The organism is Streptomyces sp. NPDC032721 (assembly GCF_055579625.1).
Window position 1 is genome coordinate 329,513 of sequence record NZ_JBVIMX010000003.1, and the last position, 23,932, is coordinate 353,444.

Consider the following 23,932-nt stretch of genomic DNA (forward strand, 5'->3'; position numbering starts at 1 on the left):
CCGCGCCCGGAGAGGTGCGGCCCGGAGCGGTGTCACCGTGCGGCACCAGGAGTGACGGCAGGATGACACGGGTGCCGACTCATGCTCCCCCGACCTCCGCTCAACAGCCCGAACTGCGCCTGGGTTGGGACGACCCGCATCACGACCACGTAGCGGCGGCGGGTCTGGCGCAGATGGCGGCCCGGCTGCCCGCCACGATCGCCGCCGCCGCCCGGTTGAGCTGGGCCGCCGACCGGTGGGCGGCCCTCCAACTGCTGGTGGCCCAGCTGCTCGCGGCTGCCTCCGCCGCGGTGGTCCTGGCCGCGACCGCCCAGGTGATCGGAGCCCTTGTCGGGCAGGGCCAGGCCACCGAGCGGCTGCACGCCGCGGTGCCGGCTCTGCTCATCGCGGCGGGGGCGGCCGCGACCCGGGCGGCGTCGGACGCGGTCTCCCAGTACGCGGCGGTGAAACTGGGACCGGAGGTGATGGCCCTCGCCGAGGAACACATCCTCGCCAAGACCCCGGAGGTCGAGCTGACCGCGTACGACCAGCCGGAGTTCAACGACTCGCTCCAGGCCGCCGGGCTGGGGGCGATGGCCACGCAGGACCTGATCGCCGACGCCCAGCAATTGATCTCCGCGGTGGCGCAGTTGACGGCCGCGGCGACCGTCCTCACCCTGCTGAACCCCCTGCTGCTGCCGCTGCTGGTTCTCGCGATGCTTCCCAAGGGGGCGGCCGCTCTGGGCGCGGCTCGTATCGCCTATCACACCGCTCACACCAGCCTCGCCGACAACCGGCTGCGCTACATCCTGCGCCAGCACAGCACGGACCGCCGGACGGCCGCCGAGGTCAGGGCCGGCACCATGGCCGCGTTCCTGCGCCAGTGGTACGCCCAAGTCGCCACGCGTATCAGGACCAGGCACCGGGCGGCCGCACCCAGAGTGCTGCTGGTGACACTCGGCGGAGCGGCCGGGACCGGCATCATGCTCACCCTCACCTGGCTCACCGTCGGGCTGCTGACGATGAACGGCACTCTCGCGCTCGCGGTCGCCGTCACGGCCGTGGTCGCCGTCCGCTCCTCCACCGGCGCGCTCAACTCCCTGGTGGGGGCGAGCGCCCGGCTGTTCCGCACCTCGCTCCACCTCCAGGACTGGCGGGACTTCCTGGCCCTGGCCGACACCCTGCGCGCCACGCGTGGACCGCTGACGATCGACTCGGCAGGGCCCCGGGAGATCCGCGCCCACCGCGTGTCCTACCGGCACCCCGGCAGCCCGGTGAACGACTTTGCGGTGCACGACATCAGCCTGACCCTGCGCAGCGGTGAAGTCGTCGCCCTGGTGGGTGAGAACGGTTCCGGCAAGACCACTCTCGTCCACCTCCTCACCGGCCTCTACCTGCCCACCCACGGCACGGTCAGCTGGGACGGCATCGATCTGGCCCAGGCGGAACCGCACTCGGTCTGGTCGCGCGTCGGTCTGGTGCCCCAGGACTACACCAAGTGGCCGATGGCCGCGAGGGAGAACATCACGCTCGGTCAGGCCCGCGGCGGGGACAGCCTCGTGCACGCCGCCGCTCGCGAGGCCGGCGCGGACAGCGTGCTGGCCGGACTGCCGAACGGTCTCGACACACTGCTGGCCAAGTCGTTCTGGGGCGGGCACGATCTCTCGGGCGGCCAGTGGCAGCGCCTCGCCGTCGCCCGCGCCTGCTACCGAGAGGCCGCCGTCCTGGTCCTCGACGAGCCCACTTCCGCGATGGATCCGCGTGCCGAACACCGGGTGATCAGCCGCTTCAGGACGCTGGCCGAAGGCCGGACCGCCGTGTTCGTCACGCACAACCTCACCAACACCCGCGTCGCCGACCGCATCGTCGTGCTGGCCGGGGGGCGCATCGCAGAGGAGGGAACCTTCGATGAACTCCTCGATCGAGGCGAGTTGTTCGCGGAACTGCACAAGCTGTCACAGGACCGGTGACGGTTCCTCGACCCCGACGACGGAGGTGCTGCGAAGTGAACAGTGAGCGGCGCAACAGGACGGTGATCTTCATCATGGGGGCCGGGCACTCCGGTACCACGCTGCTCGGGCTGATGCTGGGTGCGCATCCGGCGGTGTGCTTCGCCGGCGAGGCGTGGAACAGCACCCGCCTCGGCACCACCAACGCACAGGGGCGGACCGTCGGCTGCAACTTCTGCACCGACGGTTGTCCCGTGTGGGGCGACCCGCTGCCGAGCACCGGTCCCGACCTCTACGAGGTGCTGGCCCGTCGCTCCGGCCGCCCCTTCGTCGTGGACTCCACGAAAGCGGTCGGCTGGATCGATCAGCAGGCGGCACTGCTGCCCGGCGCAGTCCACCGTCATCTGGTGGTGCTGGTCCGTGATGGCCGGGCGGTGGTCAACTCCCTCCTGCGCAAGTACCCCGACGCCCGCCCCGCGGAGCTGGCCGCGGGGTGGGTCGCCCAGATGCGCCGGACGGAGGATCTCGCGGCCCGCTGGCCCGGCATCGTCAGCCGGGTGCATTACGAGGACGTCGCCACCGCCCCTGAAGACGCCCTGTCCCACCTGAGCGCAACACTGGGCCTCTCCTTCCTTCCCGCGATGCTCGACCCCTGGCTCAGCGTCCAGCATCCGTTGGGCGGGAACGCGGGCACTCAGTACATCGTGGCGCGGGAACGCGCCGCACGGGCCACGGACCGGTCCGTCCATCTGAAGCACACCAAACGCGCCTACTACCTCGGCCACCCACCCGCGATCGTGCTGGACCTGCGCTGGCGTGAGGAGATGTCCGAAGCCGCCCTGCGCGCCTTCGACGAGATCGCGGGCGAGACCAACGTGCCTTATGCGCGTTGACCGCTGCCGAGTCTCCGACTTCTTCCAGCCGACGCAGAAAGTCCCGCATGCCGGCCCAGGTGGGCGGCTGCGAGCTGGTTCTCTCTCCCCCCCCCCGACCGGACCTGCTGACGCACCGGAGACGTCTACCCCGTCTACATCGACCCCTATCTCCCCAGCCCGGACGCGGGCTGGACCGTGGTCTCCAAGAAGCCCCCCTCTTGCTGGAACCACACTGACGCAGACCGCCAGCACCGGGCCGAGCGTGCCGACCAGAAGATGGCGCTTGATCCCGAGCACCTTCTTGCCCCGTCGTACCCGCGCGGGCCACCCCGCTCAGTGGCTTTCACGCTCTGGCTGTCCAACACCTCCGCACTGGGCATTGGTTCACGGCTTTGGCCTGCGCGTTCCCTGGCCCGCAGCGAACCCAGGCTCTCTCGTCTATGTCTCCGTCGCTGCCATGCCGAGGATCGGTCCCAGGGGCGATGAGAGCGACGGCTTCGAGCTGTCGGTGCTGGACGGGGGTATTACCTCCTGTGAGGCGGGCCCTCATACTGTCTCCGGGACGGCCCGCCCATACCCGCCCGCTGAGAACACATGCGGTCCAGTTGATTTCACCGGACTCCAACGACTGCCCGACAGCGGGCACCTGAGGAAAGTCGGCCGTCGAAGGTGATGTCGAAGGCGTTCGGCTCGGTATTCCTAATTCCTACGCATGGTCCAGTGAGACTGGCCGCCGCCGGGGGCGAGTGACATGGCGCCCCGCGGTCCGGCGTTCGCCGGCCATCACTGCTGAGCGTGTCAGGGAGGAAGCGACGCGGGAGTGCAGCCCAAGATCCGGTCGGCCAACGTCGCAGCCTGGACACTGATCTCTGGAATGGCTGTCGTCTCCCACAGGTTTCCGCGTCGCAGTTGGCCGAGAGTCCACACGGGGGCCATCGTGTGGACCTTCGCCGGTACGAGCTGTCCTTCGATCGTGGTGTCGAAGCCGAGACCATGGGGTCCCGGAGTCGCGATCCCGGACTTCAAGAGACGGCGGACGAGCGGATCGGACAGCGAACTGATCCGGTTCTCGGCACCCGCGCAATTCACGACGGCACCGACCTTGATCGACCGGCCGTCGGACAGGTGCACGATGTCGCTGCGTCTGTCCTCACTTGTGTGAGTGGCAACAACTTCGGCCACGCCCACTGCGAGCAGTCCGGACTGCAGGGATTCCGTCAGAGCCCGGCTGGTCGCCGGTGCCAACCGGTGCCTGCTCACCTCCCACTCGCGGAACATCCCCGAGAGGAAAAATTCGCGGTCGGACAAGGAGAGTTGCTGCCACATTTCAGAGACGTGCGGGCGCAATTCATCGATTGCTGGTCTCCAGTCCCCGTGATGCCGCCGATACCACGCCGCCCGGTGCAAGACCTGCCGACGCAGCCGTGCCAGGTCACGCGAGGCCGGAATTGGGCCGGGACGGTTCAACGCTGCGTTCGGAGAGAATGCCGCTGTGTGAGGCTGCGGCATCAGGCCGTTCCGGGATACCGCATGCACCGTCCGGCTCGGGTTGCCCAGGGTGTGGGCGACATCGCACATCGTCAGCCCGGTTCCCACAAGCAGTACGTCCTGGTCGGCAACGATGCCGTCGAGAGCGCCGACCCGCCACGGATCGGCTACGAAGCGTGGCGACTGCCGGAGGCCCTCGGGCACCCATCCGCAACTCGGAGCGAGGTTACCCAGCGCAAGGACCACTGCGTCCGCGTCGAGTGGCCCGCCCTCGTCCAGGCACAGGCGGATGCGCTCGTTACCCACGGCCGACCGGTCCGCCGCGACCACCCGCGCGTGCCGCCGCCGGACAGCAGCGAAGCCGCCGGCCGCCTCAACCGACCGAGCCAGGGTGTACTGCAGATAGGTGCCGTACGCTCCGCGCGAGACGAACTCTCCGGGATCGACTGGTCGGTGCTCGTGATGCGTGAGCCAGCGAACGAAGTCGTCCGCGTCGTCGGGAAGAGTGCTCATCCGCCCGGCCGGGACGTTCAGCAGATGCCGCGGATCTTCCGTGGCGTATGCCAGCCCCGGTCCTGACCGGGGCGCAGGGTCGATCAGATCAATCGACATCCGAGTGTCGGCTTGTACCGCAGAGTCGAGCAGCCGGGCGGTCACCATTGTTCCGGCCGCTCCGGCACCAACGACCGCGACCCGGAATGTGTCCTCGACCATGGACATCAGAAGTCCCAGCCTTCTTCGTCCGGCACGGAGTGGGTGACGGCGTGGGCCGCGAAGGACTCGCCCGCCATGCCCGCGGCGAGCGTCGTGCCGTCCGCCGGGTCGATCAGGAGGAAGGAGCCGGTGCGCCGGGAGTCCACGTATGCGTCCAGTGCGAGCGGCTCCGCGGTCCGTACGACGACCCGGCCGATGTCGTTGGCGACCAGCTGCCCGGGGGCCGGGTGCTGGGAGAGGTCGTCCAGGGTGAGCCGGGACGGGATGTCCTTGACGATCGCCTTGACGGTGCGGGTGGTGTGCTTGAGCAGCACCCGCTGGCCCACCGAGAGCGGCTGGTCGGCGACGTGGCAGACGGTCGCCTCGACGTCCTGCGTCGGCGCCGGGGCGTCCGAGCTCGGCGCGATCAGATCACCGCGCGAGACGTCGATGTCGTCCGCCAGGCGCAGCGTCACCGACTGCGGCGCCCAGGCGATGTCCACGGACCGGCCCAGTGCGTCGATGCCCTCGATGGTGCTCGTACGGCCCGACGGCAGGACGGTCACTTGCTCGCCGACCCGGAACGCGCCGGCCGCGATCTGGCCCGCGTAACCCCGGTAGTCGGGGTGCTCGGCGGACTGCGGCCGGATCACGTACTGGACCGGGAACCGGGCGTGGCAGGCGGTGAGGTCGTGGGCGACCGGCACCGTCTCCAGGTGCTCCAGGACGGTCGGACCGCCGTACCAGTCCATGTGCGCCGACGGCTCGACGACATTGTCCCCGGCGAGCGCCGAGATCGGGATCGCGGTGATCTCCGGAACGCCCAACTCGCTGGCGTACGCGGTGAAATCACGGGCGATCTCGGCGAAGACGGGCTCCGCGTAGTCGACCAGGTCCATCTTGTTGACGGCCAGCACCACGTGCGGGACGCGCAGCAGGGCGGCCACCGCGGCGTGCCGGCGGGTCTGCTCGACGACCCCGTTGCGGGCGTCGACCAGCACCACGGCCAGCTCGGCGGTGGACGCGCCGGTCACCATGTTCCGGGTGTACTGCACGTGCCCGGGGGTATCGGCCAGGATGAAACGGCGCCGGGCCGTCGCGAAGTAGCGGTACGCCACGTCGATGGTGATGCCCTGCTCCCGCTCGGCCCGCAATCCGTCGGTCAGCAGCGCCAGGTCCGGCGCGTCCTGGCCCCGGCTCAGCGACGCCTGCTCGACGGCCTCCAGCTGGTCGGTCAGCACCGACTTCGAGTCGTGCAGCAGCCGCCCCACCAGGGTCGACTTGCCGTCGTCCACGGAACCCGCGGTCGCGAAGCGAAGAAGGGTGGTGCTCGACTGCTCCGTGGTGGTCATTCAGAAGTACCCTTCGCGCTTGCGGTCTTCCATCGCCGCCTCGGACATCTTGTCGTCGGCCCTCGTGGCGCCCCGCTCGGTGAGCCGGGACGCGGCGATCTCGGCGATGACCTGCTCCCGCGTCACGGCGTCGGAGTCCACCGCGCCGGTGCAGGACATGTCCCCGACGGTGCGGTAGCGGATCCGCCGGGTCTCGACGGTCTCCGACTCCTTGGGTCCGCCCCACTCGCCCGCCGTCAGCCACATGCCGTTGCGCGCGAACACCTCGCGCTCGTGCGCGTAGTAGATCTCCGGGAGTTCGATCTTCTCCCGCTCGATGTACTGCCACACGTCGAGCTCGGTCCAGTTGGAGAGCGGGAAGACGCGGACGTGCTCGCCGGGGGCGTGGCGGCCGTTGTAAAGCTGCCACAGCTCGGGGCGCTGGCGGCGCGGGTCCCACTGCGAGAACTCGTCACGCAGCGAGAACACCCGCTCCTTCGCGCGCGCCTTCTCCTCGTCGCGGCGCCCGCCGCCGAACACCGCGTCGAACCGCTCCGCCTGGATCTTTTCCGTCAGTGGCAGCGTCTGCAGCGGATTGCGCGTCCCGTCGGGCCGCTCGCGCAGCACACCCCGGTCGATGTAGTCCTGCACGGAGGCGACGTGCAGCCGCAGCCCGTGCCGCGCCACCGCCCGGTCCCGGTACTCCAGGACCTCGGGGAAGTTGTGCCCGGTGTCAACATGCAGCAGGCAGAAGGGAATTGGTGCGGGCGTAAACGCCTTCAGCGCCAGGTGCAGCATGACGATCGAGTCCTTGCCGCCGGAGAAGAGGATCACCGGCCGCTCGAACTCACCCGCCACCTCGCGGAAGATGTGCACCGCCTCGGACTCCAGCGAGTCCAGGTGGCTGAGCGCGAACGGGCTGCCGAGACTCTCGTCGTCGGCAGAGCCCTCTCCGGTGGTTGCGGCAGTGGCCGTCACGCCAGACCCCTCTCGGTGAGCAGCGCGTGCAGCGCCGCTGCGGACTCCTGCACGGACTGCGTGTGCGACTCGATGCGCAGATCGGGGCCGACGGGCGCCTTGCAGAGGTCGTCCACCCGGGACAGCCCCGAATCTCCCCGGCCGCCTGCTTGGCGTACAGGACCTTCGGGCCCCCTACGGAGCACACCTCGACCAGCGTCGCGACAGTGCAGACGGCGCGCCTCCTCCAGTTGGTCTCCTGCGTTGTCGGCAACCTTGGTTCGGGCACAGTTTATGGCTGATGCTGTGCTGAACGAAGCGCTGGGGCATTGCCGTGTGGGAACGTAGCTGCTTTCAACCACCCCTGAGAGAAACGGGGTTGATGGGGACTGGCGTGAGTGCCTCCGTGCTCGACGGCAGGAGATCGGGACGCGGTAGCGGCGTCTGACGACCATCCGCGAGAAGGCGTTCGTCATCCTCGACGGCCCTCTGTGTCCCATCGACCCCATCGCCGCCGATACCCCGCACTACTCGGGAAAGCACCGGCGCCATGGCAATAACGTCCAAGTCCTGACCGAACCGTTCGTACGGCTTCTGTGGTGCACTCACCGAGGCCGAGGTGAAGTGCTGGAAGCGCTGGCACAACACCACTCACGTCAAGATCCGCTGTGTCGGCGAGACGTCCATGGCCGCCCTGAATGGCTGGCGACTGCTCTGAAAGGTCCGCCGCAGCACCAACCGGATCACCGACGTCGTGAGGGCCCTCGTCCTCCCCCACGCATCAACGTGAGGTTGGAAACAGCTCAATCTTCGGCTCGAACGAGCCGTCCCGGTGGATGAGATGTGTGCGCGAACCCTACAGTGATGGACAGGCCGCCTTCGGGGGGCGCGGTGGTGGTGAGGCTGGCGTCGTGGGCTTGAGTGACGGCGTTGACGATGGCGAGGCCGAGACCGTAGCCCTCGCGGTGGCCGTTGCGATCAGGCGCCAGTCTCTGGAAGGGGTGAAAGAGTCGCTGGATCTGGCTGCCGGGGACGACCGGCCCGCTGTTGGTGACCGTAAGGGTCACCTGGGTGCCGGAGTGCTGGGTGATGACCGACACGTGCCCGCCTGGGTGGTTGTGGCGAATGGCATTGTCGACGAGGTTGGCGACGAGGCTTTCGACCAGCCGTGGATCCCCGGCCGTCACTGAGGGCGTCAGGTGTTCGGCCAGGTCGATGCCTCTGTCCGTTGCTTGGCCGCGACGGGAGGCGAGCACTCCTTCGACGACTTGCGCGAGGTCGAGGGTGTCCCGATGAGAGATTCCGCGCTCGCTGGTGGCAAGGACGAGAAGCGCCTTGACGAGCCGTTCCTGGTATTCGCCGAGGCAAAGGGCCTCCCGGCAGGCCGAGCGCAGGGTGTCAGTGTCGGCGTCGGGGTTGGCGAGGGCGACTTCGAGGAGAGTGCGCAGGCCGGCGAGGGGCGTGCGTAGTTCGTGGGAGGCGTTGGCAACGAAGTGGCGTTGGGCGTCGAAGGAGGCTTGAAGGCGGGCGAACAGGTTGTCGAGGGTATGGCCCAGTTCGGTCAGCTCGTCCGTGGGCACACCGAGGTCGAGGCGCCGGTGGAGGTCGCCGGCGGAGATGCTTCTGGCGGTGGCGGTGATGGCGCGTAGCGGGCGCAGGAACCGGCCGGCGACGAACCAGCCGAGTGCCAGGGCTACGGGAATCAGAATGACCAGGGCGACGGCGGATCCCGTGAGGAGGTGGGGCAGGCTGACCCCGCGCCCGGCTCCGGAGGTCACGCTCGATGCGGGGTTGCCTTTGGGCGTGGCCGCGTCGACGCTGGCGAGCGGAACCAGGACGAGGACGAGGACAAGGACCCCGGCGGCGTAGATGCCTGCCGCGTAGGCGAGCGCGAGCCGTGTGCGCAGGGATCTTCTGGCAGGCTGCTGGGGGGTCATGACGGTCCGATGCGGTAGCCGCCTTCGCGGATGGTCTCGATCACGGGCGGGGCGCCGAGCTTGGCCCGCAACCGGTGCACGGTGTGCTTGACGGCGCTGCTGAAGGGATCGGCAGCCGCGTCCCAGACTCGTTCGAGCAGCTCCTCGGCGGATATGACCAGGCCGGGTGCGGCGAGCAGGCATTCGAGCAGGGCGAACTCCTTGGGGCTCAGCTCAAGGCGCCTGCCTGCCCGGAACGCAACGCGGCGGGCCGGATCGAGGGCGATGTCCCCGCATGTCAGGGTGGGCGGTAGCGGTGGGGTGGCGCGGCGGGCCAGGGCACGTACGCGGGCGACCAGTTCGGCGAACGCGAACGGCTTGGGCAGGTAGTCGTCGGCACCGAGGCTGAGCCCGTCGACACGGTCCTCAATCGTGTCGGACGCGGTGAGCATCAGTACCCGGGTCTCGCGGCGGCCGTGGGCGAGTTGACGGCAGATCTCGTCCCCGTGGACACCGGGCAGGTCGCGGTCGAGGACCACCACGTCGTAGCGGGTGACAGCCAGGTGGTCGAGGGCGGCGGTTCCGTCCAGGACGACGTCGACGGCCATGCCCTCGTGGCGCAGGCCGGTGCCGATGGAGCGGGCGAGGACTTCGAAGTCCTCGACGACGAGGACCCTCACAGCCCCTCACCGCCGGTCGTCGTGCGAGCGGGGCGGCCGAACCGGCCCGCGGATTGAGGTGGCATGCGGCAACGATGCCAGATCCCAGGTCTCAGCCGGGTCGCAGGGGCCGCGACCGGGGTGGAACCGGGTGCCGCGTACAACCGTCGGCATGAGTGCATTTCGAACTGTGAGTCCGCAGCGATGAGCGCCCCGGGGATTGTTGTCGCCGGACTGCGCAAGCGATACGGGGCGACCCTGGCCCTCGATGGCATGTCCTTTACCGTTCGTCCGGGTGTGGTGACCGGTCTCGTGGGTCCGAACGGGGCCGGGAAATCCACCACGATGCGGGTGATCCTCGGCCTGAACGCGGTCGATGAGGGAACCGCGCTCATCGAGGGCATGCCGTACCACAGCCTGCGACATCCGCTGAGTCATGTCGGTTCACTGCTGGACGCCGCGGCGCTGCACCCCGGCCGCAGCGGGCGTAACCACCTGCTGTGGCTGGCGCACGCGCAGGGCGTGGCCGCGCGGCGGGTGGACCAGGTGATTGAGTTGGTCGGTCTGACCCCTGCGGCCCGGCGCAAGGCCGGCGGCTACTCGCTCGGTATGCGGCAGCGGCTCGGGATCGCCGCGGCCCTGCTGGGTGACCCGCCGATCATCATGCTCGATGAGCCGTTCAACGGCATGGACCCCGACGGCATCATCTGGATGCGCAGATTCCTGCGGTCGTTGGCTGCTCGGGGTCGCGCCGTGCTGGTCTCCAGCCACCTGATGAGTGAGGTGCAGGACACGGCTGACCATCTCGTGGTGGTCGGGCGCGGCAAAGCCCTCGCGGACGCCGACATGGCCGACCTGATCGCGGCTGCCTCCAAGAACCGGGTGGCCCTGCGGACCACGGCCGCGGCGCATGCGATGAGGGTGCTCGCGCATGCCGGCGCGAGCGTGGTGACCACGGGCTGCGACACCATGACCGTCTCCGGCCTGCCCGCAGAACGGATCGTGACGCTCCTGAGCCAGAGCACGGTGCCGTTCTCCGAGATATCAGCACACCGCGCCACCCTTGAGGATGTCTACCTGGAGCTCACCGGCGGGGCGGTCGAGTTCCGCACCGCGACGCCCGCGGAGGTCTCGCGGTGACCTCCACGTTTATGCTGTCCCGTTCCGGGAAGCGGGCCGGGCGCAACGAATTTGTCCAGGTACTGCACGCGGAGTGGACCAAGTTCCGAACCGTCCGCGGCTGGATGACCGGCATGGTGGCAGCGGCGCTGATGGTGGTGCTGTTCGCCCTGCTCGCCGGAGTCAGCGACAACCAGCAGGGCTCACCACCAGTTCCGATCGGACCGGGCGGCGAGCCGGTGACTGACAGCTTCTACTTCGTGCACCAGCCGCTCGCCGGAAACGGCAGCATCTCCGCCTCCGTCTCCGCGCTCAACAGCAGCATCCCGAAGAGGCCTGGGGACCTGCGGCCCGGCATGGTGCCGTGGGCGAAGGCCGGGCTCATCATCAAGGAGAGCACCCGACAGGGCTCCCCTTACGCGGCGATCATGGCCACCGGCAGCCAGGGCGTGCGGATGCAGGACAACTACGTCAACGACACGGCCGGTCCCTCCGGTCCGGTCTCCGCAGATTCCCCCCGCTGGCTGCGGCTGGACCGCTCGGGCGACACGATCACCGGCTATGCCTCCACCAACGGTACGCAATGGACCAAGGTGGGCACCGTGCAGGTGAGCGGACTCGGATCGACCGCGCAGGTCGGGCTGTTCGTCGCCTCTCCGCCCGCCGTGGGCGGCGGGGGCACGTCCAGCAGTGTCTCCACGGCCACCTTCGGGGATCTTCGTACCCGAGGGGGCTGGGCCGGTGGCAACTGGGCAGGCGGTCAAGTGGGTGCCAAATCCCCCAGCTTCGCCGGCTACCCGGAGAACGGGGCGGGTTCGTTCACGGGATCCGAATCCCGGTTCACGGTGACCGGCGCCGGCGACATAGCGCCCGCCGTCCGCGACAGCCTGCCGACCGGCGGCCACCTCCGGGACATCCTCACCGGCACGTTCGCCGCGCTGATCGCAGTGATCGTTGTGGGGGCGCTGTTCATCACCGAGGAGTACCGGACCAAGATGATCCACCTCACCCTGGCCGCAAGTCCTAGGCGGAGCAAGGTGCTGGTGGCCAAAGCCATCGTGTTGTGGGCCGTCACCTTCGTCGCCGGGTTGGTGGGGGCGATCCTCGCGACTCCGCTCGGTGAGCGGCTCGCCCGGGGCAACGGCGTCTCCATCTTCCCGGTGCCGTCCTCGACCGAACTGCGGGTGACGCTCGGGACTGCCGCGCTGCTCGCGACCGCCTCGGTCCTGGCCCTCTCCGTCAGTGTCGTCTTCCGGCACAGTACGGGCGCGGTCACCACCGTCATCGTGGCCATCGTGCTGCCTTACATTCTGATCGCCATCCCGTTCGTGCCCGCAAGCGTGTCGAAGGCAATGGCCACGGTGACACCGGGCGCGGCTTTCGCCGTCCAGCAGACGCTTGTGCCCTATGACCAGGTCGCAAGCAATTACACGCCGTACTACGGCTATTACCCGCTGGCGCCATGGGCCGGGTTCGCCGTCCTGGTCGGCTACGCGGTGGCGAGCCTGGCCGTGGCCGCCGTCCTTCTCGACCGGAGGGACGCATGAGACCGGCACTGCATGCGGAATGGACGAAGATACGGACCGTCGCCAGCCCCCTATGGCTGCTGCTCGGTACCGTCGCGACCACGGTGGCCCTGAGCACCGTGGCGACCTCGGTGGTGAACTGCACGGCCAGTGGCTGCGGCGGCGACACGACCAAACTCACCCTGACGGGCGTCTACCTCGGCCAGGCACTGGTCGCCATCCTGGCAGTGCTGATCGCCAGCGGCGAGTACAGCACGGGCATGATCCGCACCACCCTGACGGCGATGCCGCGGCGAACCACCGCCTTCGCGGCCAAAGCCATCACTCTCACCGGCGTGGTGGCCGTCGGCGGAACTGTCGCCGCCCTCGGGTCGATGCTCGCCGGGCGGCTCATCCTGCCCGACCTCGCCAACCAGGCCACGTCCCTGTCCAACGGGCCGACGCTGCGCGCGGTCTGCGGGACGGCCCTCTACCTGGTCCTCATCGGTCTTCTGAGCCTTGGTGTCGCGACCGCAGTGCGGAACTCGGCCACCAGCATCGGGGTCGTCCTCGGCCTGCTCTACATCGTCCCCATCGTCTCCCAGACCATCGGTGACCCAGACTGGCAGCGCCTGCTCCAGAAGATCGCGCCGATGAGCGCCGGGCTCGCCATCCAAACCACCATCGATCTTCCCAGCCTGCCCATCAGCCCCTGGGCGGGCCTCGGCGTGAGCGCCGGGTGGGCGACCGCGGCGATGCTGGTCGGCGGCCTGCTGCTGCGCATACGCGACGCCTGAACGCCCTCTCCAGCCAGTCGACTCCGCCCGCTGCAGCGGCCACCTGTCACATCCCGCCGCGTACGTACCGCACTCACGAGTAGACCCCTCGGCTTCCAGCCTCCCGAACTCGCTTGCCCGAAACCGCCCAACGGCTACCTCGTGCGGGTTGCCGCCCTCAGCCGTCCGAGATTGGGTCTCGCAAGATTCATGACCAGTGACTTGAGTCGTTGATGCGTCGGCAGTAGTTGGAGAGGCTGTTGAGGATCTGGTCGGCGGTTTTGTGCCATGCGTACGGGCGGGGGTGGGTGTTCCAGTCCTTGATCCAGGCGAGGATGTCGCGTTCCGGTGCCGGGACGGAGCGGTGCACGCTGCGTTGGAGCTTCTTGCAGGTGAGCTCGGCGAGCCACCGCTCGACCAGGTTCAGCCAGGACGACCCGGTGGGGGACACCTCACCCACTCCTTCTCCGCCTTGCGCAGCCGGCCGCTCTCCGCCCGCAGCCGGGCCAGTTCCTCATCCCGGCTCTCCCCGGTCTGACCGTCGCGGCCGTGACCACGGCCCGCTTGCTCGTCGGCCTGGCGCACACAGCTCCGCAGGGCCTCGCCGGTCACCCCGACATCCGCAGCGACCGCCGCGTACGTGCGCTTCCCGCCCGCCGCGCGGTACAACGCCACCGCATCGTTCCTGAACTCCTCCGGATACGGAGACTTCCGTCCCACCAGGGCACCGTCCCTCGGATCTACAAGATCCATTGTCAGCGTGTCCACACCGCCGGGGGGGGGCACCTCTTGTTGCGCCTGCTCAGACGGTCTCTGTGGGACTTCGGATCTCGCCAGCGCAGCCGGCCCGACCTGTTCTGCCACTACTGCTGGACCCAGACCTGCCGCAGTAGTTCCGCCTGCGGCAGCGCGCGCAGCCTCGGCGGCGCATCGTCGGCGAAGACGGCCGTCAGCAGTTCCTGCCCGTCCGCGCCGACCTGCAATACGTACTCCTGCAGGGCCGCTTTCCCCTCGGGAAGTCGGTGGTAGAAGGCCAGACGCCCGTATCGGTCCGCCCAGTCCGCCGTGATCAATGTGGTCAGCCATTGTTCGTCGGCCTCAGCAGGGCTGGACCACATCACGCTGGACCATGTCATGTCGGAGGTTCTCAGGGCGGGCGGACGAGTCCGGTCTCGTACGCGAAGATCACGGCCTGCACGCGGTCGCGCAGCTTCAGCTTGGCCAGGATCCGGCCGACATGGGCTTTCACCGTGGGCTCCGCCAGGCGCATGGCGGAGCCGATTTCGGGGTTGGTCAGGCCGCGGGCCACATTGACGAAGACCTCGCGTTCGCGGGGGGTGAGCAGATCCAGGCGTTCGTCGTCTCCGGTGCCGCCGAAGGTGGGGGCGAGGTGGTGGGCGAAGCGCTCCAGCAGGCGCCGGGTGATGCGGGGAGAGACCACCGCGTCGCCCCGGGCGACGTCGCGGAGCGCGGAGAGCAGTTCTTCGGGCCTGGTGTTCTTGAGCAGGAATCCCGACGCCCCGGCCTGGAGCGCCTCGAAGGCGTACTCGTCGAGGTCGAAGGTGGTGAGGATGAGCACGCGGGTCTGCGGCGACTCCCGGACCAGCCTGCGGGTTGCCTCGATGCCATCGGTGCCCGGCATGCGTACGTCCATCAGGACGACGTCCGGGCGCAGTTGGCGCGTCAGGGACAGGGCCGCGTCACCGTCCGCCGCCTCACCGACCGGCTCCATGTCGGGTTCGGCGCGCAGGATCATGGTGAACGCCACGCGCAGGAGTTCCTCGTCGTCGGCGAGAAGGACTCGGATATTCAGGGGGCACCGCCCAGTTCGAGGCGTGCGGAGACCTGCCAGCCCCCACCGGGGAGGGGGCCGGCGTCCAGCTTCCCGCCGTAGGCGGTCGTGCGTTCCCGCATCCCGGCGATGCCACGCCCGGCCCCAGCAACCGGTGCGAGGGGACCGTCGTCGGTCACTTCGACCGTGACGGCCTGCGGGGAGCAGGAGAGGCGGACCTCGGCGCGGGTGCCTGGCGGTGTGTGTCGGAGCGTGTTGGTCAAGGACTCCTGCACGATCCGGTAGGCGGTCAGCTGTGCTGCGGCCGGGACACGGACGGCGTCGCCGTGCACCCGAAGACGGGTCGGCTGCCCTGCGTTGCACAGCTGGTCGCACAGGAGTTCAAGCTGTGCGATGCCGGGCAGTGGATGGCGTTCGGCCTCGGGTTCGCCGTCCTGGAGGATTCCCAGCGAACGCCGCATGTCGGTCAGTGCCTGCCGCCCGGTCTCGGCGATCCGGCCCGTCACTGCGAGCGTGTCGTCGGGGCGGGTGTGCACGAGAGCGTCGGCGAGGGCGACGACGACGGACAGGTTGTGCGTGACGCTGTCGTGCATCTCCCGGGCGATACGGGCCCGCTCCGTGGCCGCTGCGAGCCGCGCCTGCTGGTCGCGCTCGCGCTCCAGGTGGGCTACGTGGTCCGCGTGCGCGGCACGCCTGATCCGCATGTTTGCCCCGAGGAGGGCACAGGCGGCGGCCGCGGTGGTCATCACGGCGGCGGAGGCGAGGAACCGGCCCTCGGGCGCCCAGCGCGCCGCCGCCATCACGACGCCGATCTGCAGGATGCCCCCGGCCAGGAGCGCGTGCCACCAGGAGGAGCGGGCGGTGACCGTGCCGAGCGCGACCAGCAGCGCGGCATCGGCAGGCAACTGGACACCCCACAGCCATTGGGCGAACGCGACGGCGGCGATCACGCCGAACACGGTGAGAGGGGCCCGGCGCCGCCACACCAGCGGCAGCACGAGCGCCGCCTGCAGAACCGGCCCCGTGGCACCCTCCAGCCGCCCCGGCCCGAGGGTCACCGCGAAGAGTGCCGCCGCCAGTGCCGCGTCCTGTACGCCGGGCGGCACGTGAGCGCGTACGAGCAGGCGCTTCGCCTGGCGCCCCGGCGTACGGAGAGGGCCGCGACGCTCTCCGAGCGCGGCTTCGGCCATCGTGTCCGTCCTCGCAGTGTCTTCGTTCCCGGCGGGCGTATTCCCGGGCCTGCCTGCGCCGGGGCGGCGGGCCGGGAACGTCTCCCCCCCCCGGCAGGGGCGGTGTGCGTCCCCAGGATGCAGTGCCTCGTCCCCCGAGGGTAAGGGGCTGCCCGGCACCGTCGGCACGGTTCCGGCAGGGCGATCGTGGTGGCTTCGCATCCCTCCTCCCTCAGGAGGAGGGATGCGGTTCCAGCGGGACCGGCGTATCCCGTGCGGATCGTTCCGCAGCACGGCGCAGGTGCCGTCGCTCCGTTGACAGGCTTCTGGCAGTCCTGCCCGCACCCCGCGAGGAGCTGTCCGATGCCACGTCCCAGCCGCCGAACGCTGATGAAGCTGGGGGCGGTTACCGCCCTCGCCGCAGCGAGCACCGCCTGCTCCAGGACCGGCTCCCCGAGGGGGAGCGCCGACAAGCCGGACTCGGACCCCGGCGCGCAGCCGAGGGCTCATACGGTGTCCCTGCCCGCACCCACCGGGAACCGGCCGATCGGCACCGTCGCCCTGCATCTGATCGACCGGACGCGCCGCGACCCCCTCGAACCGTCGAAGCCCTTCCGGGAGCTGATGGTCGGTGTGTGGTACCCGGCGGACAGGAGTGGGAGGTTCCCGGTCGCGCCGTGGCTGTCCCCAGCGGCCGCGGCCGACTGGGACAGGAACTCCGTCCCCTTGCTGACCCTCAAGTCCGGAGCGGTGGACTGGCGGGGAATCCGTACGCACGCGCGGATGGGCGCGCCGGCCGCCCGCTCGGCCGGGGCCCTGCCCGTGGTGCTGTTCTCCTCCGGCGACGGCGGCAGCCGTGCACTCGGCACCACCTTGGTCGAGGAACTGGCCAGCCGCGACTACGTCGTGGTCGCCATCGATTCCACCTACGAGGCGGACCAGGTCGAGTTTCCCGGCGGCCGCGTCGAACGGGCCGTTCCGCTGCCCGAGAAGCTCACCCCGAAGATCGTCGCGGCTCTCCTGGAGAAGCACTCCCGCGCACGCGTCGCGGACGCAGAGTTCGTCCTGCGGCAGATCGAGGCTCTGGCACACGGGTGCGAACCCGACGCCGGGGGGAATGCCGTCCCGGCCGGACTGGCCGCGGCGATGGACCTTTCCCGCATGGGCATGTTCGGCCACTCCCTGGGCGGTTCCGTGGCTGCCCAGCTCGCCCACGACGACCCGCGCATCAGCTCGGCGGCCAATCTCGACGGCGAGTTCGTCGGCCCGGTCGCCCGCACCGGCGTCACCAAACCGTTCCTGCTGATGGCGTCCGGCGCGACCTCCCTGGAGGACAAGGCGAATTGGAAATCCTTCCGGACCGTCTCGACGGGCTGGCAGCGCGCACTGACCCTGCGCAAGGCCCAACACGGCTCGTACAGCGACCTCCAGGTCATACTCCCGCAGCTCACCGGTCACATGGAGATCCCTGCGGCCCCCGAACTCATCGGCAGCATCGACCCCCGAGGGTCTCTGGCGGCCCAACGGGCCGCGATGTCCGCCTTCTTCGACCTCCATCTGAAGGAACGGCCCACCGCCCTCTTCGAGAACCCTCACGACCGGTACCGCGAGATGGACGTCCTGCGGTGAGACGAACGGCGTCATCGAGCGGCCGCGGCGCCGTCCGCCGGACACCTCCGGGTGTGGTGAGCGAATAAGCGAATAGGGGACGACGCGTCGGAGAGAGAATCCGTCAAGCGCGAGACGGGCGTGCTCTCCGCGCTGCGCGCGTTCGTCCCGTGCCAGGTGAATCTCGGGCGTGGCATCGAAAGCAGTGAGGTTTTCTCAGCAAGCGAGTGAAGTGGTTCGGTCGGACGGCTTGTATGCCGCCTGAACAGCACGTGAAGCCCCTGGTAGGACGGGACTTGCGATAGATCCTGCCCGTCCCAGGAGGCTCCACGTGGTCTCTCATCGTGACATGCCCGATGTCCCGCGTCCCGTGGTCGAGTACCTTGCGCGTCTGCTTGCCGGGCGCCGGCGAATGATCGGCACTCGTGCCGGAGCACGGGCACTGGGTCCGTTCCGGAAGGCGGTGTTCGTGCTGCGCTGGTTCCGCGACCACGCATGTGTCCACTGCCTGGCCCGCGAAGCGGGCATCTCCCAGGCCACTGGCTACCGGTACCTTCACGAAGGCATCAACGTCCTGGCGGCGCAGGCACCGGAACTGGCGCAAGTCCTGGAACGGTGCCGGTACGAGGGACTCCCGTTCGTAGTCCTGGACGGCACTCTCGTCCGATGTGATCGCGTAGCGGGAGAAACAGAGCGCGGCACCGATCTCTGGTACGCGATCCGGATCAAACACTTCGCCGGCAACGTGCAGTTCCTGGCCGCGCCCGACGGAACACCCCTGTGGGTCTCCAATGTCGAGCCCGGCAGTACTCACGACCTGGCAGCGGCCCGCATCCATGCGCTCCGACCTCTACCGGGCAGCCCGCCACGGCCTGCCCACCCTGGCCGACATCGGGTACCTCGGCGCGGGCGGCGGCATCCACGTTCCCTTCCGCAGGCACCCTGGCCCTGCCCGGAGACATCGGACTCGGCAACCGAAGCTCCAACAAGATTCTCCGTGGCCTGCGCTTCCCGGCGAACGTGCCATGGCCGTACTCAAACGACGCTGGCGCACTCTCCAGCACGTCACCCTCAGCCCCAGCCGGATCGGCGCCATCACCCAAGCCGCCCTCGTCCTGAACAACGCCTGGGAATGATCCCTGAGAAAACCTCAGTGGTCGACCTGCGGAAGCAGTTCGACCGACCTCTGCAAACGATCTGGCGCGGTCAACCAGGCTGCGTGGCGGGGAGGCGGAGTGGGGGCCGACCTTCCCACCACCAGGGGTCCCAGGTAGGGACTACAGGGCACCCATCAGGGACGAATGGCCCCAGCCTGCACCACCGAACCCCTGTGAGGCTCGCATCGTCACGTCAGTAGGTCCGCTGGAGTCACCGTGCGCAGCGGCAGTATCGGGAGGCAACATGTCTGGAACCATCACCGTGGGAGTGGACGGAACCGATCACGCCCTGGCAGCAGCGGACTGGGCGGCCGAGGAGGCTGCGCGCCGGGGCGCGGGCCTGAGGCTGGTACATGCCTGGGTCTGGCGCCCCACCGACGTGGGGTACGTCGGAGACCGCCAGGTGGAGGAGCGCTGGGTACGCAACGTGCTCGACGAAGCCCGGGCCCGCGTGGCCAGGGACCACCCGGACCTGGACGTCATTACGGAGCTGCTCGTCGAGGACCCGGTGCCTACCCTCCTCGCCGAATCCGCGCGCGCCGAGATGCTGGTGCTGGGGTCACGCGGCTACGGCACGCTGACTGGCTATCTGGTCGGCTCCGTCTCGCTGCACGTGCTGCGCCAGGCGGCCGGGCCGGTCGTCATGGTGAGGGAGCCGAAGGTCGCCGTGACGCCGCATGCCTCCGAAGTAGTGGTCGGGGTCCAGGAGCTCGGGCACGTGGGGGACCCGGTCCTGGAGTTCGCCTTCACGGCCGCGTCGGAACTCGGGGCGTCTCTGCGGGTCGTACACGCCTGGAGCGTCCCGGCAGCCCTCGCCTGGAGTCCCAGTGCGGTGTATTTGGCGGAGGCGACGAACGGTCTGGCCCAGGTCAACAAGGAGATCCTGACCGAGATCCTCACGCCGTGGCGGGAGAAGTACCCGCAGGTGGAAGTCGTCGAGCAGTTCGAGATCGGTTCGGCCTCCCAGATCCTGCTGTCCCACAGCGACGGCGCGAGCCTCGTGGTCGTCGGGCGGCGTCGGCGCGAAGAGGGACTGCGACGTCTCGGACCGGTGACTCATGCGGTTTTGCACCATGCGGCCGCCCCCGTGGCGGTCGTGCCGCACGACTGACAACAGGGGGCCGGTGTGCTCGGCCCCCGCAGACGACCGCGAGGCCCTGCAACAGCGGCGTGGGCCGGGTGGGTTGGCAGCAGAGGGCCTGGGGCCCCGAACGGAGGAGGAATGATGAGCGGTCTGGTGGTCGTGGGTGTGGACGGATCGAAGGCGAGCCTTGCTGCCGTGGAGGCGGCGGCACAAGAGGCGCGGTCGCGTGGAGCGGCCCTGCGGGTGGTGCACGCGTTCGTCTGGCCGGCCCTGCATGTGGTGCCGGGCACGCCGCCGGAGCCCCCTGGGAGTGAACTGCTGAAGCTGGCTGATCCCGTGCTGGCCGAGGCGGTCGAGCGGGCTCGGGCGACGGCACCGGAGGTCGAGATCGGCCATGCAGTGGTGGCGGGCGATCCCCTGACAGTCCTGGAGGCGCAGTCGCGAGCGGCCGAGCTCGTGGTGGTGGGGTCGCGGGGGATGAGCGCGTTCACCGGGCTGCTGGTCGGGTCGACGGCGGTGCACCTGACGGCCCACGCCCGGTGTCCGGTGCTGGTGGTCCGTGAGCAGGTGCGCGCGGAAGGCCCGGTCGTGCTGGGAGTCGACGGGTCACCCGGGGGTGAGAGTGCAGTGGAATTCGCGTTCATCGAAGCCGAGTCGAGGAAGGCGCCGCTGGTGGCGCTGCACATCTGGTCGAACTGGAACGCGCCGATGCCCGCACCCCAGGACGCGTCGGTTCCGTACGCGAACCAGCCGGGTGCTCTCGCTGGGGAGGAGGAGTGCCTGCTGTCCGAGGCGCTCGCCGGTCACCGGGCGCGGCACCCGGGCGTGGTGGTGGAGCAGCGGGTGGTACGCGGTCGTACGCGCGAGACGCTGATCGAGGCGAGCCGGTCCGCGCGGCTGCTGGTGGTCGGTGCCCGCGGGCGAGGCGGGTTTGCCGGGCTGTTGCTCGGCTCGGTCAGTCAGGCGCTGCTGCGCCACGCCCACTGCCCGGTCGCGGTGGTGCGGGGAGCGGGCGCCTCCGGTTGACCGCAGCCGTCGCCGGGCCCGCCGTCCGGCCCCGGGGGGCGGGTGGGCGGCGGGTTGCTGCCCGGGTGGGTGCGAAGCGGGTGAGGACGGGACCGCAGACGGCGAGCATCATCACGTATGCGGTGACCAGGGCCGCGAGGCCGCCCTGTGCCGGAGCGGCAAGACCGATGATGACGACGGAGAACTCGCCCCGGGCGATGAGTGCGGTTCCCGCCCGCAGCCGGCCGCGGTGGCCCACGCCGTCGCGGCGGGCCGCGTACCAGCCGGTGGCCAGCTTGGTGCCCGCGGTGGCCAGCGCAAGCGCCGCGGCGACGGGCAGCATCGGCAGCAGGTCGCCGGGATTGACGGACAGGCCCAGGGCCAGGAAGAACACCGCCGCGAACAGGTCGCGCAGCGGGCTGAGCACGGCGCGGGCCCGGTCGGCGGCGGCTCCGGTCAGGGTGAGCCCGATCAGGAAGGCTCCGACGGCGGCCGAGACGTGGATGAGCTCGGCCAGCGCGGCGACCACCAGGGTGATGCCGAGGACCCGGAGCAGTATCTGTTCGGGGTCGGGGTGGGCCAGGATCCGGCCGACATGGTGGCCCCAGCGCCAGGACACGGCGATGGCTGCGGAGACGGCCGCCATCGCCGCCGTGACGGCGAGCAGCGCCTGCCACCAGGTGCCGCCGGAGACGACGACGGCGAGCAGCGGCAGATAGGCGGCCATCACGAAGTCCTCCACCACCAGCACCGACAGCACCGCGGGGGTCTCCCGGTTGCCCAGGCGGCGCAGGTCGCGGAGCAGGCGGGCGATGATGCCCGAGGAGGAAACGTACGTGGCACCTGCGAGCGCGAGGACGCCGCCCGCGTCCAGGCCGAGCAGCCAGCCGGCCACGGCGCCGGGGACGGCGTTCAGGACGAGATCGACGACGGCGGAGGACCTGTGGCGTCGGACGCTGACGGTGAACTCCCGGACGGTGAAGTCCAGTCCGAGGACGAGCAGCAGGAGAATCACGCCGATCGCGGCGCCCATGTCCACGAATTCCCGAGCGGCGGGAACCGGGGCGAGACCGCCCTCGCCCAGGGCCAGGCCTGCCAGGAGGTACAGCGGCACCGGGGAAAGGGCGAAGCGGCGTGCGACCGTGCCCAGCAGGCTCAGCACGGTCAGGATGACGCCCAGTTCCAGCAGCAGGGCAATGGGTGTGTGCACGGCTCAGCCCTGCACGATGCGCTGTACGTCGGCGATGCCCCGGCGGGTGCCGATCACGACCAGGACGTCACCGGCGCACAGCGACTGGCCGGGTCCGGGGGAGGCGACTACGTCCTCGCCGCGGACGACGGCGACGATCGACGCGCCGGTCCGGGTCCGGGCCCGCGTGTCCCCCAGGACACGTCCGGCGAACGGGCTTTCCGGCCCCACGGTGATCTGACCGGAGCTCAGGCCGGGCACCTCGCGGGTCAGATCGGCGAACCGTTCCGCGATGCGCGGGGCGCCCAGGATCTCGGCGACGGTGTCGGCCTCCTGGGCGGTGAGCCGGAACGCCGGCCGGGCGTCGTCGGGGTCGTCGCCGGGGTAGACCACCACCTCGAAGTCGCCCGAGCGCTGGGCGACGACCCCGATCCGGTCGCCCTCGTGGTTGACGAACTCGTAGCGCAGCCCGACTCCGGGCAGCAGCACTTCGTTGACGTCCATGTGGATCTCCCTGAAGACCGTGAGTAAGGGTTCGTCGTGCGGCCCGTGGCCCCGCCCTGGTGTGCGCAGGTTCTCGACAGGTGCCGCGAAACGCCCGGGGCCCGAGCTGCTTCCTGTGCAGCGGGTGTACAACTCGCCCGGCCGTGACCAGTGTCCTGGCGGGCCGGTGAGATCCGGCAGGGCCGAGTGGCCCCTCGGGACGGCCTGGAGGGCCCTAGGCGCGCGGTGTGGGTTCCCACGAGGCTGGGGATCTCATGAGCCGCGTATCGGCGGCGTTTGGAACGGGAGATTCCAGTGACTGATCCGGTGATCGTAGGGGTGGACGGTTCCGCCTCCAGCCTTGAGGCGGTCGACTTCGCGGCCCGTGAGGCGCACCTGCGGGGTGCCCCCCTGCGGATCGTGCACGCCTTCGGCCGTACCCCTGGAAGCGGGCCGGTGGGCGGGTTGGTGCACCACGGGGCTGCCCACGGTCTGGAGTCGATGGTCCGGGGAGTCCTGGCCCGGGCGGAGGAGCGGGCACACGCGTGCGCACCGGGCACGGTCATCACCCGGTCGGTGGTGGCGGGGGAGGCCCTTGAGGTGCTGGAGGTCGAGTCACGGTCGGCTTCGCTGGCCGTGGTCGGGAGCCGGGGCCTGAACGGTTTCGCGGGGCTGCTACTGGGTTCGACGGCGGTGCAGCTGGCCGCGCACGGCCGCTGCCCGCTGATGGTGGTGCGGGGCCGCCCCGATCCGGCCGGTGCGGTGGTGCTCGCCGTGGACGGGTCCGACGCCGGGGAGGCGGCGGTGGAGTTCGCGTTCGCCGAGGCAGCCCTGCGCGGTGCACCGCTGGTGGCCCTGCACGTGTGGAACACCTGGAACGAGCACGCCTACGAAGGTCCGGGCGACCCTTTGAACGCCGTGGTGGCGGACGTCGAACAGGTCCGCGAGGCCGAACAGCGTCTGCTGGACGAAACGGTGGCCGCCGCACAGAAGTCTTTCCCTCAGGTCGCGGTGGAAAGGCGCCTGGTGCGCTCCCGGATCCGCCCCGCCCTGATCGACGCGAGCCGCGGAGCCCAACTGGTGGTGATCGGAGCCCGGGGGCACGGCGGCTTCACCGGCCTGCTGCTCGGCTCCGTGAGCCAGGCCCTGCTGCACCACGCCCACTGCCCCGTCATCGTCGTGCGCGGCAAGGAGTGAC

At 69.9% G+C, this 23,932-nt stretch carries 19 protein-coding genes and 4 pseudogenes; 10 read left to right on the top strand and 13 right to left on the bottom strand.

Features of this window, described 5'->3' with window-relative positions; all coding sequences use genetic code 11:
* The first annotated feature begins 71 nt into the window (after positions 1-71).
* Both ACZ5PB_RS09680 and ACZ5PB_RS09685 read left to right on the top strand, forming a co-directional pair.
* Complete coding sequence (locus tag ACZ5PB_RS09680) at positions 72-1,949, top strand: ATP-binding cassette domain-containing protein (RefSeq protein WP_468689387.1); 1,878 nt, start codon at positions 72-74, stop codon at positions 1,947-1,949.
* 35 nt (positions 1,950-1,984) lie between these two features.
* The gene (locus ACZ5PB_RS09685; protein ID WP_468689389.1) at positions 1,985-2,821 is read left to right on the top strand and encodes a sulfotransferase family protein; all 837 of its coding nucleotides are present in this window, start codon (positions 1,985-1,987) and stop codon (positions 2,819-2,821) included.
* Between the two features lie 780 nt (positions 2,822-3,601).
* On the opposite strand, the gene ACZ5PB_RS09690 is transcribed toward ACZ5PB_RS09685, so the two are convergent.
* The 6 genes and pseudogenes from ACZ5PB_RS09690 to ACZ5PB_RS09715 form a co-directional block, all read right to left on the bottom strand.
* The gene (locus ACZ5PB_RS09690; RefSeq protein WP_468689391.1) at positions 3,602-5,011 is read right to left on the bottom strand and encodes an FAD/NAD(P)-binding protein; all 1,410 of its coding nucleotides are present in this window, start codon (positions 5,009-5,011) and stop codon (positions 3,602-3,604) included.
* A complete protein-coding gene (locus tag ACZ5PB_RS09695) occupies positions 5,011-6,336 on the bottom strand; it encodes a sulfate adenylyltransferase subunit 1 (RefSeq protein ID WP_468689392.1) in 1,326 nt (441 codons plus the stop codon). Before ACZ5PB_RS09695 ends, ACZ5PB_RS09690 begins: the two co-directional genes overlap by 1 nt.
* Complete coding sequence (cysD, locus tag ACZ5PB_RS09700; protein ID WP_468689393.1) at positions 6,337-7,293, bottom strand: sulfate adenylyltransferase subunit CysD; 957 nt, start codon at positions 7,291-7,293, stop codon at positions 6,337-6,339.
* Positions 7,290-7,498: pseudogene (locus ACZ5PB_RS09705) on the bottom strand (adenylyl-sulfate kinase); the annotation flags it as partial. The pseudogene ACZ5PB_RS09705 and the gene cysD, both read right to left, overlap by 4 nt.
* Before the next feature lie 577 nt (positions 7,499-8,075).
* Positions 8,076-9,209, bottom strand: a complete 1,134-nt coding sequence (locus tag ACZ5PB_RS09710) for a sensor histidine kinase (protein ID WP_468689395.1) — start codon at positions 9,207-9,209, stop codon at positions 8,076-8,078.
* Positions 9,206-9,868, bottom strand: coding sequence for a response regulator transcription factor (locus ACZ5PB_RS09715; protein WP_468689396.1), 663 nt, complete (start codon positions 9,866-9,868; stop codon positions 9,206-9,208). Before ACZ5PB_RS09715 ends, ACZ5PB_RS09710 begins: the two co-directional genes overlap by 4 nt.
* A gap of 183 nt (positions 9,869-10,051) precedes the next feature.
* On the opposite strand from ACZ5PB_RS09715, the gene ACZ5PB_RS09720 reads away from it, so the two are divergent.
* The 3 genes from ACZ5PB_RS09720 to ACZ5PB_RS09730 are packed head-to-tail and all read left to right on the top strand — an operon-like array spanning position 10,052 to position 13,268.
* Positions 10,052-10,987 (top strand): ABC transporter ATP-binding protein, encoded by a 936-nt coding sequence (locus tag ACZ5PB_RS09720; protein WP_468689397.1) that lies wholly within the window; start codon positions 10,052-10,054, stop codon positions 10,985-10,987.
* Entirely contained in the window at positions 10,984-12,513 is a 1,530-nt protein-coding gene (locus ACZ5PB_RS09725) for an ABC transporter permease subunit (RefSeq protein ID WP_468689399.1), read from the top strand. Before ACZ5PB_RS09720 ends, ACZ5PB_RS09725 begins: the two co-directional genes overlap by 4 nt.
* Positions 12,510-13,268 carry an ABC transporter permease gene (locus ACZ5PB_RS09730; protein WP_468689400.1) on the top strand — a complete coding sequence of 253 codons (759 nt, stop codon included), beginning with the start codon at positions 12,510-12,512 and terminating at the stop codon, positions 13,266-13,268. The genes ACZ5PB_RS09725 and ACZ5PB_RS09730 overlap by 4 nt, the downstream gene beginning before the upstream one ends.
* A gap of 187 nt (positions 13,269-13,455) precedes the next feature.
* Here the strand turns inward: ACZ5PB_RS09730 and ACZ5PB_RS09735 are convergent.
* From ACZ5PB_RS09735 to ACZ5PB_RS09755, 5 genes and pseudogenes are all read right to left on the bottom strand, one after another.
* Positions 13,456-13,695 (bottom strand): annotated as a pseudogene (locus ACZ5PB_RS09735) (IS630 family transposase); the annotation flags it as partial.
* Positions 13,674-13,967 (bottom strand): annotated as a pseudogene (locus ACZ5PB_RS09740) (transposase); the annotation flags it as partial. The pseudogenes ACZ5PB_RS09740 and ACZ5PB_RS09735, both read right to left, overlap by 22 nt.
* A gap of 143 nt (positions 13,968-14,110) precedes the next feature.
* The gene (locus tag ACZ5PB_RS09745; protein ID WP_468689401.1) at positions 14,111-14,383 is read right to left on the bottom strand and encodes a hypothetical protein; all 273 of its coding nucleotides are present in this window, start codon (positions 14,381-14,383) and stop codon (positions 14,111-14,113) included.
* 11 nt (positions 14,384-14,394) lie between these two features.
* Entirely contained in the window at positions 14,395-15,060 is a 666-nt protein-coding gene (locus ACZ5PB_RS09750) for a response regulator (protein WP_468689570.1), read from the bottom strand.
* Positions 15,057-16,229, bottom strand: coding sequence for a sensor histidine kinase (locus tag ACZ5PB_RS09755; protein ID WP_468689403.1), 1,173 nt, complete (start codon positions 16,227-16,229; stop codon positions 15,057-15,059). The genes ACZ5PB_RS09750 and ACZ5PB_RS09755 overlap by 4 nt, the downstream gene beginning before the upstream one ends.
* Before the next feature lie 342 nt (positions 16,230-16,571).
* On the opposite strand from ACZ5PB_RS09755, the gene ACZ5PB_RS09760 reads away from it, so the two are divergent.
* From ACZ5PB_RS09760 to ACZ5PB_RS09775, 4 genes and pseudogenes are all read left to right on the top strand, one after another.
* A complete protein-coding gene (locus ACZ5PB_RS09760) occupies positions 16,572-17,837 on the top strand; it encodes an alpha/beta hydrolase family protein (RefSeq protein WP_468689404.1) in 1,266 nt (421 codons plus the stop codon).
* A 310-nt stretch (positions 17,838-18,147) separates the two neighbouring features.
* A pseudogene (locus ACZ5PB_RS09765) lies at positions 18,148-18,952 on the top strand (transposase family protein).
* A 265-nt stretch (positions 18,953-19,217) separates the two neighbouring features.
* Positions 19,218-20,084 carry a universal stress protein gene (locus tag ACZ5PB_RS09770; RefSeq protein ID WP_468689406.1) on the top strand — a complete coding sequence of 289 codons (867 nt, stop codon included), beginning with the start codon at positions 19,218-19,220 and terminating at the stop codon, positions 20,082-20,084.
* Positions 20,085-20,198: 114 nt separating this feature from the next.
* The gene (locus ACZ5PB_RS09775) at positions 20,199-21,083 is read left to right on the top strand and encodes a universal stress protein (protein WP_468689407.1); all 885 of its coding nucleotides are present in this window, start codon (positions 20,199-20,201) and stop codon (positions 21,081-21,083) included.
* Here the strand turns inward: ACZ5PB_RS09775 and ACZ5PB_RS09780 are convergent.
* A complete protein-coding gene (locus ACZ5PB_RS09780) occupies positions 21,013-22,272 on the bottom strand; it encodes a cation:proton antiporter (RefSeq protein WP_468689409.1) in 1,260 nt (419 codons plus the stop codon). The genes ACZ5PB_RS09775 and ACZ5PB_RS09780 overlap by 71 nt on opposite strands.
* A 3-nt stretch (positions 22,273-22,275) precedes the next feature.
* Entirely contained in the window at positions 22,276-22,755 is a 480-nt protein-coding gene (locus tag ACZ5PB_RS09785; protein ID WP_468689411.1) for a cation:proton antiporter regulatory subunit, read from the bottom strand.
* Positions 22,756-23,049: 294 nt separating this feature from the next.
* Between ACZ5PB_RS09785 and ACZ5PB_RS09790 the strand changes: the two genes are divergently transcribed.
* Positions 23,050-23,931, top strand: coding sequence for a universal stress protein (locus ACZ5PB_RS09790; RefSeq protein WP_468689412.1), 882 nt, complete (start codon positions 23,050-23,052; stop codon positions 23,929-23,931).
* Position 23,932 lies beyond the last annotated feature (1 nt).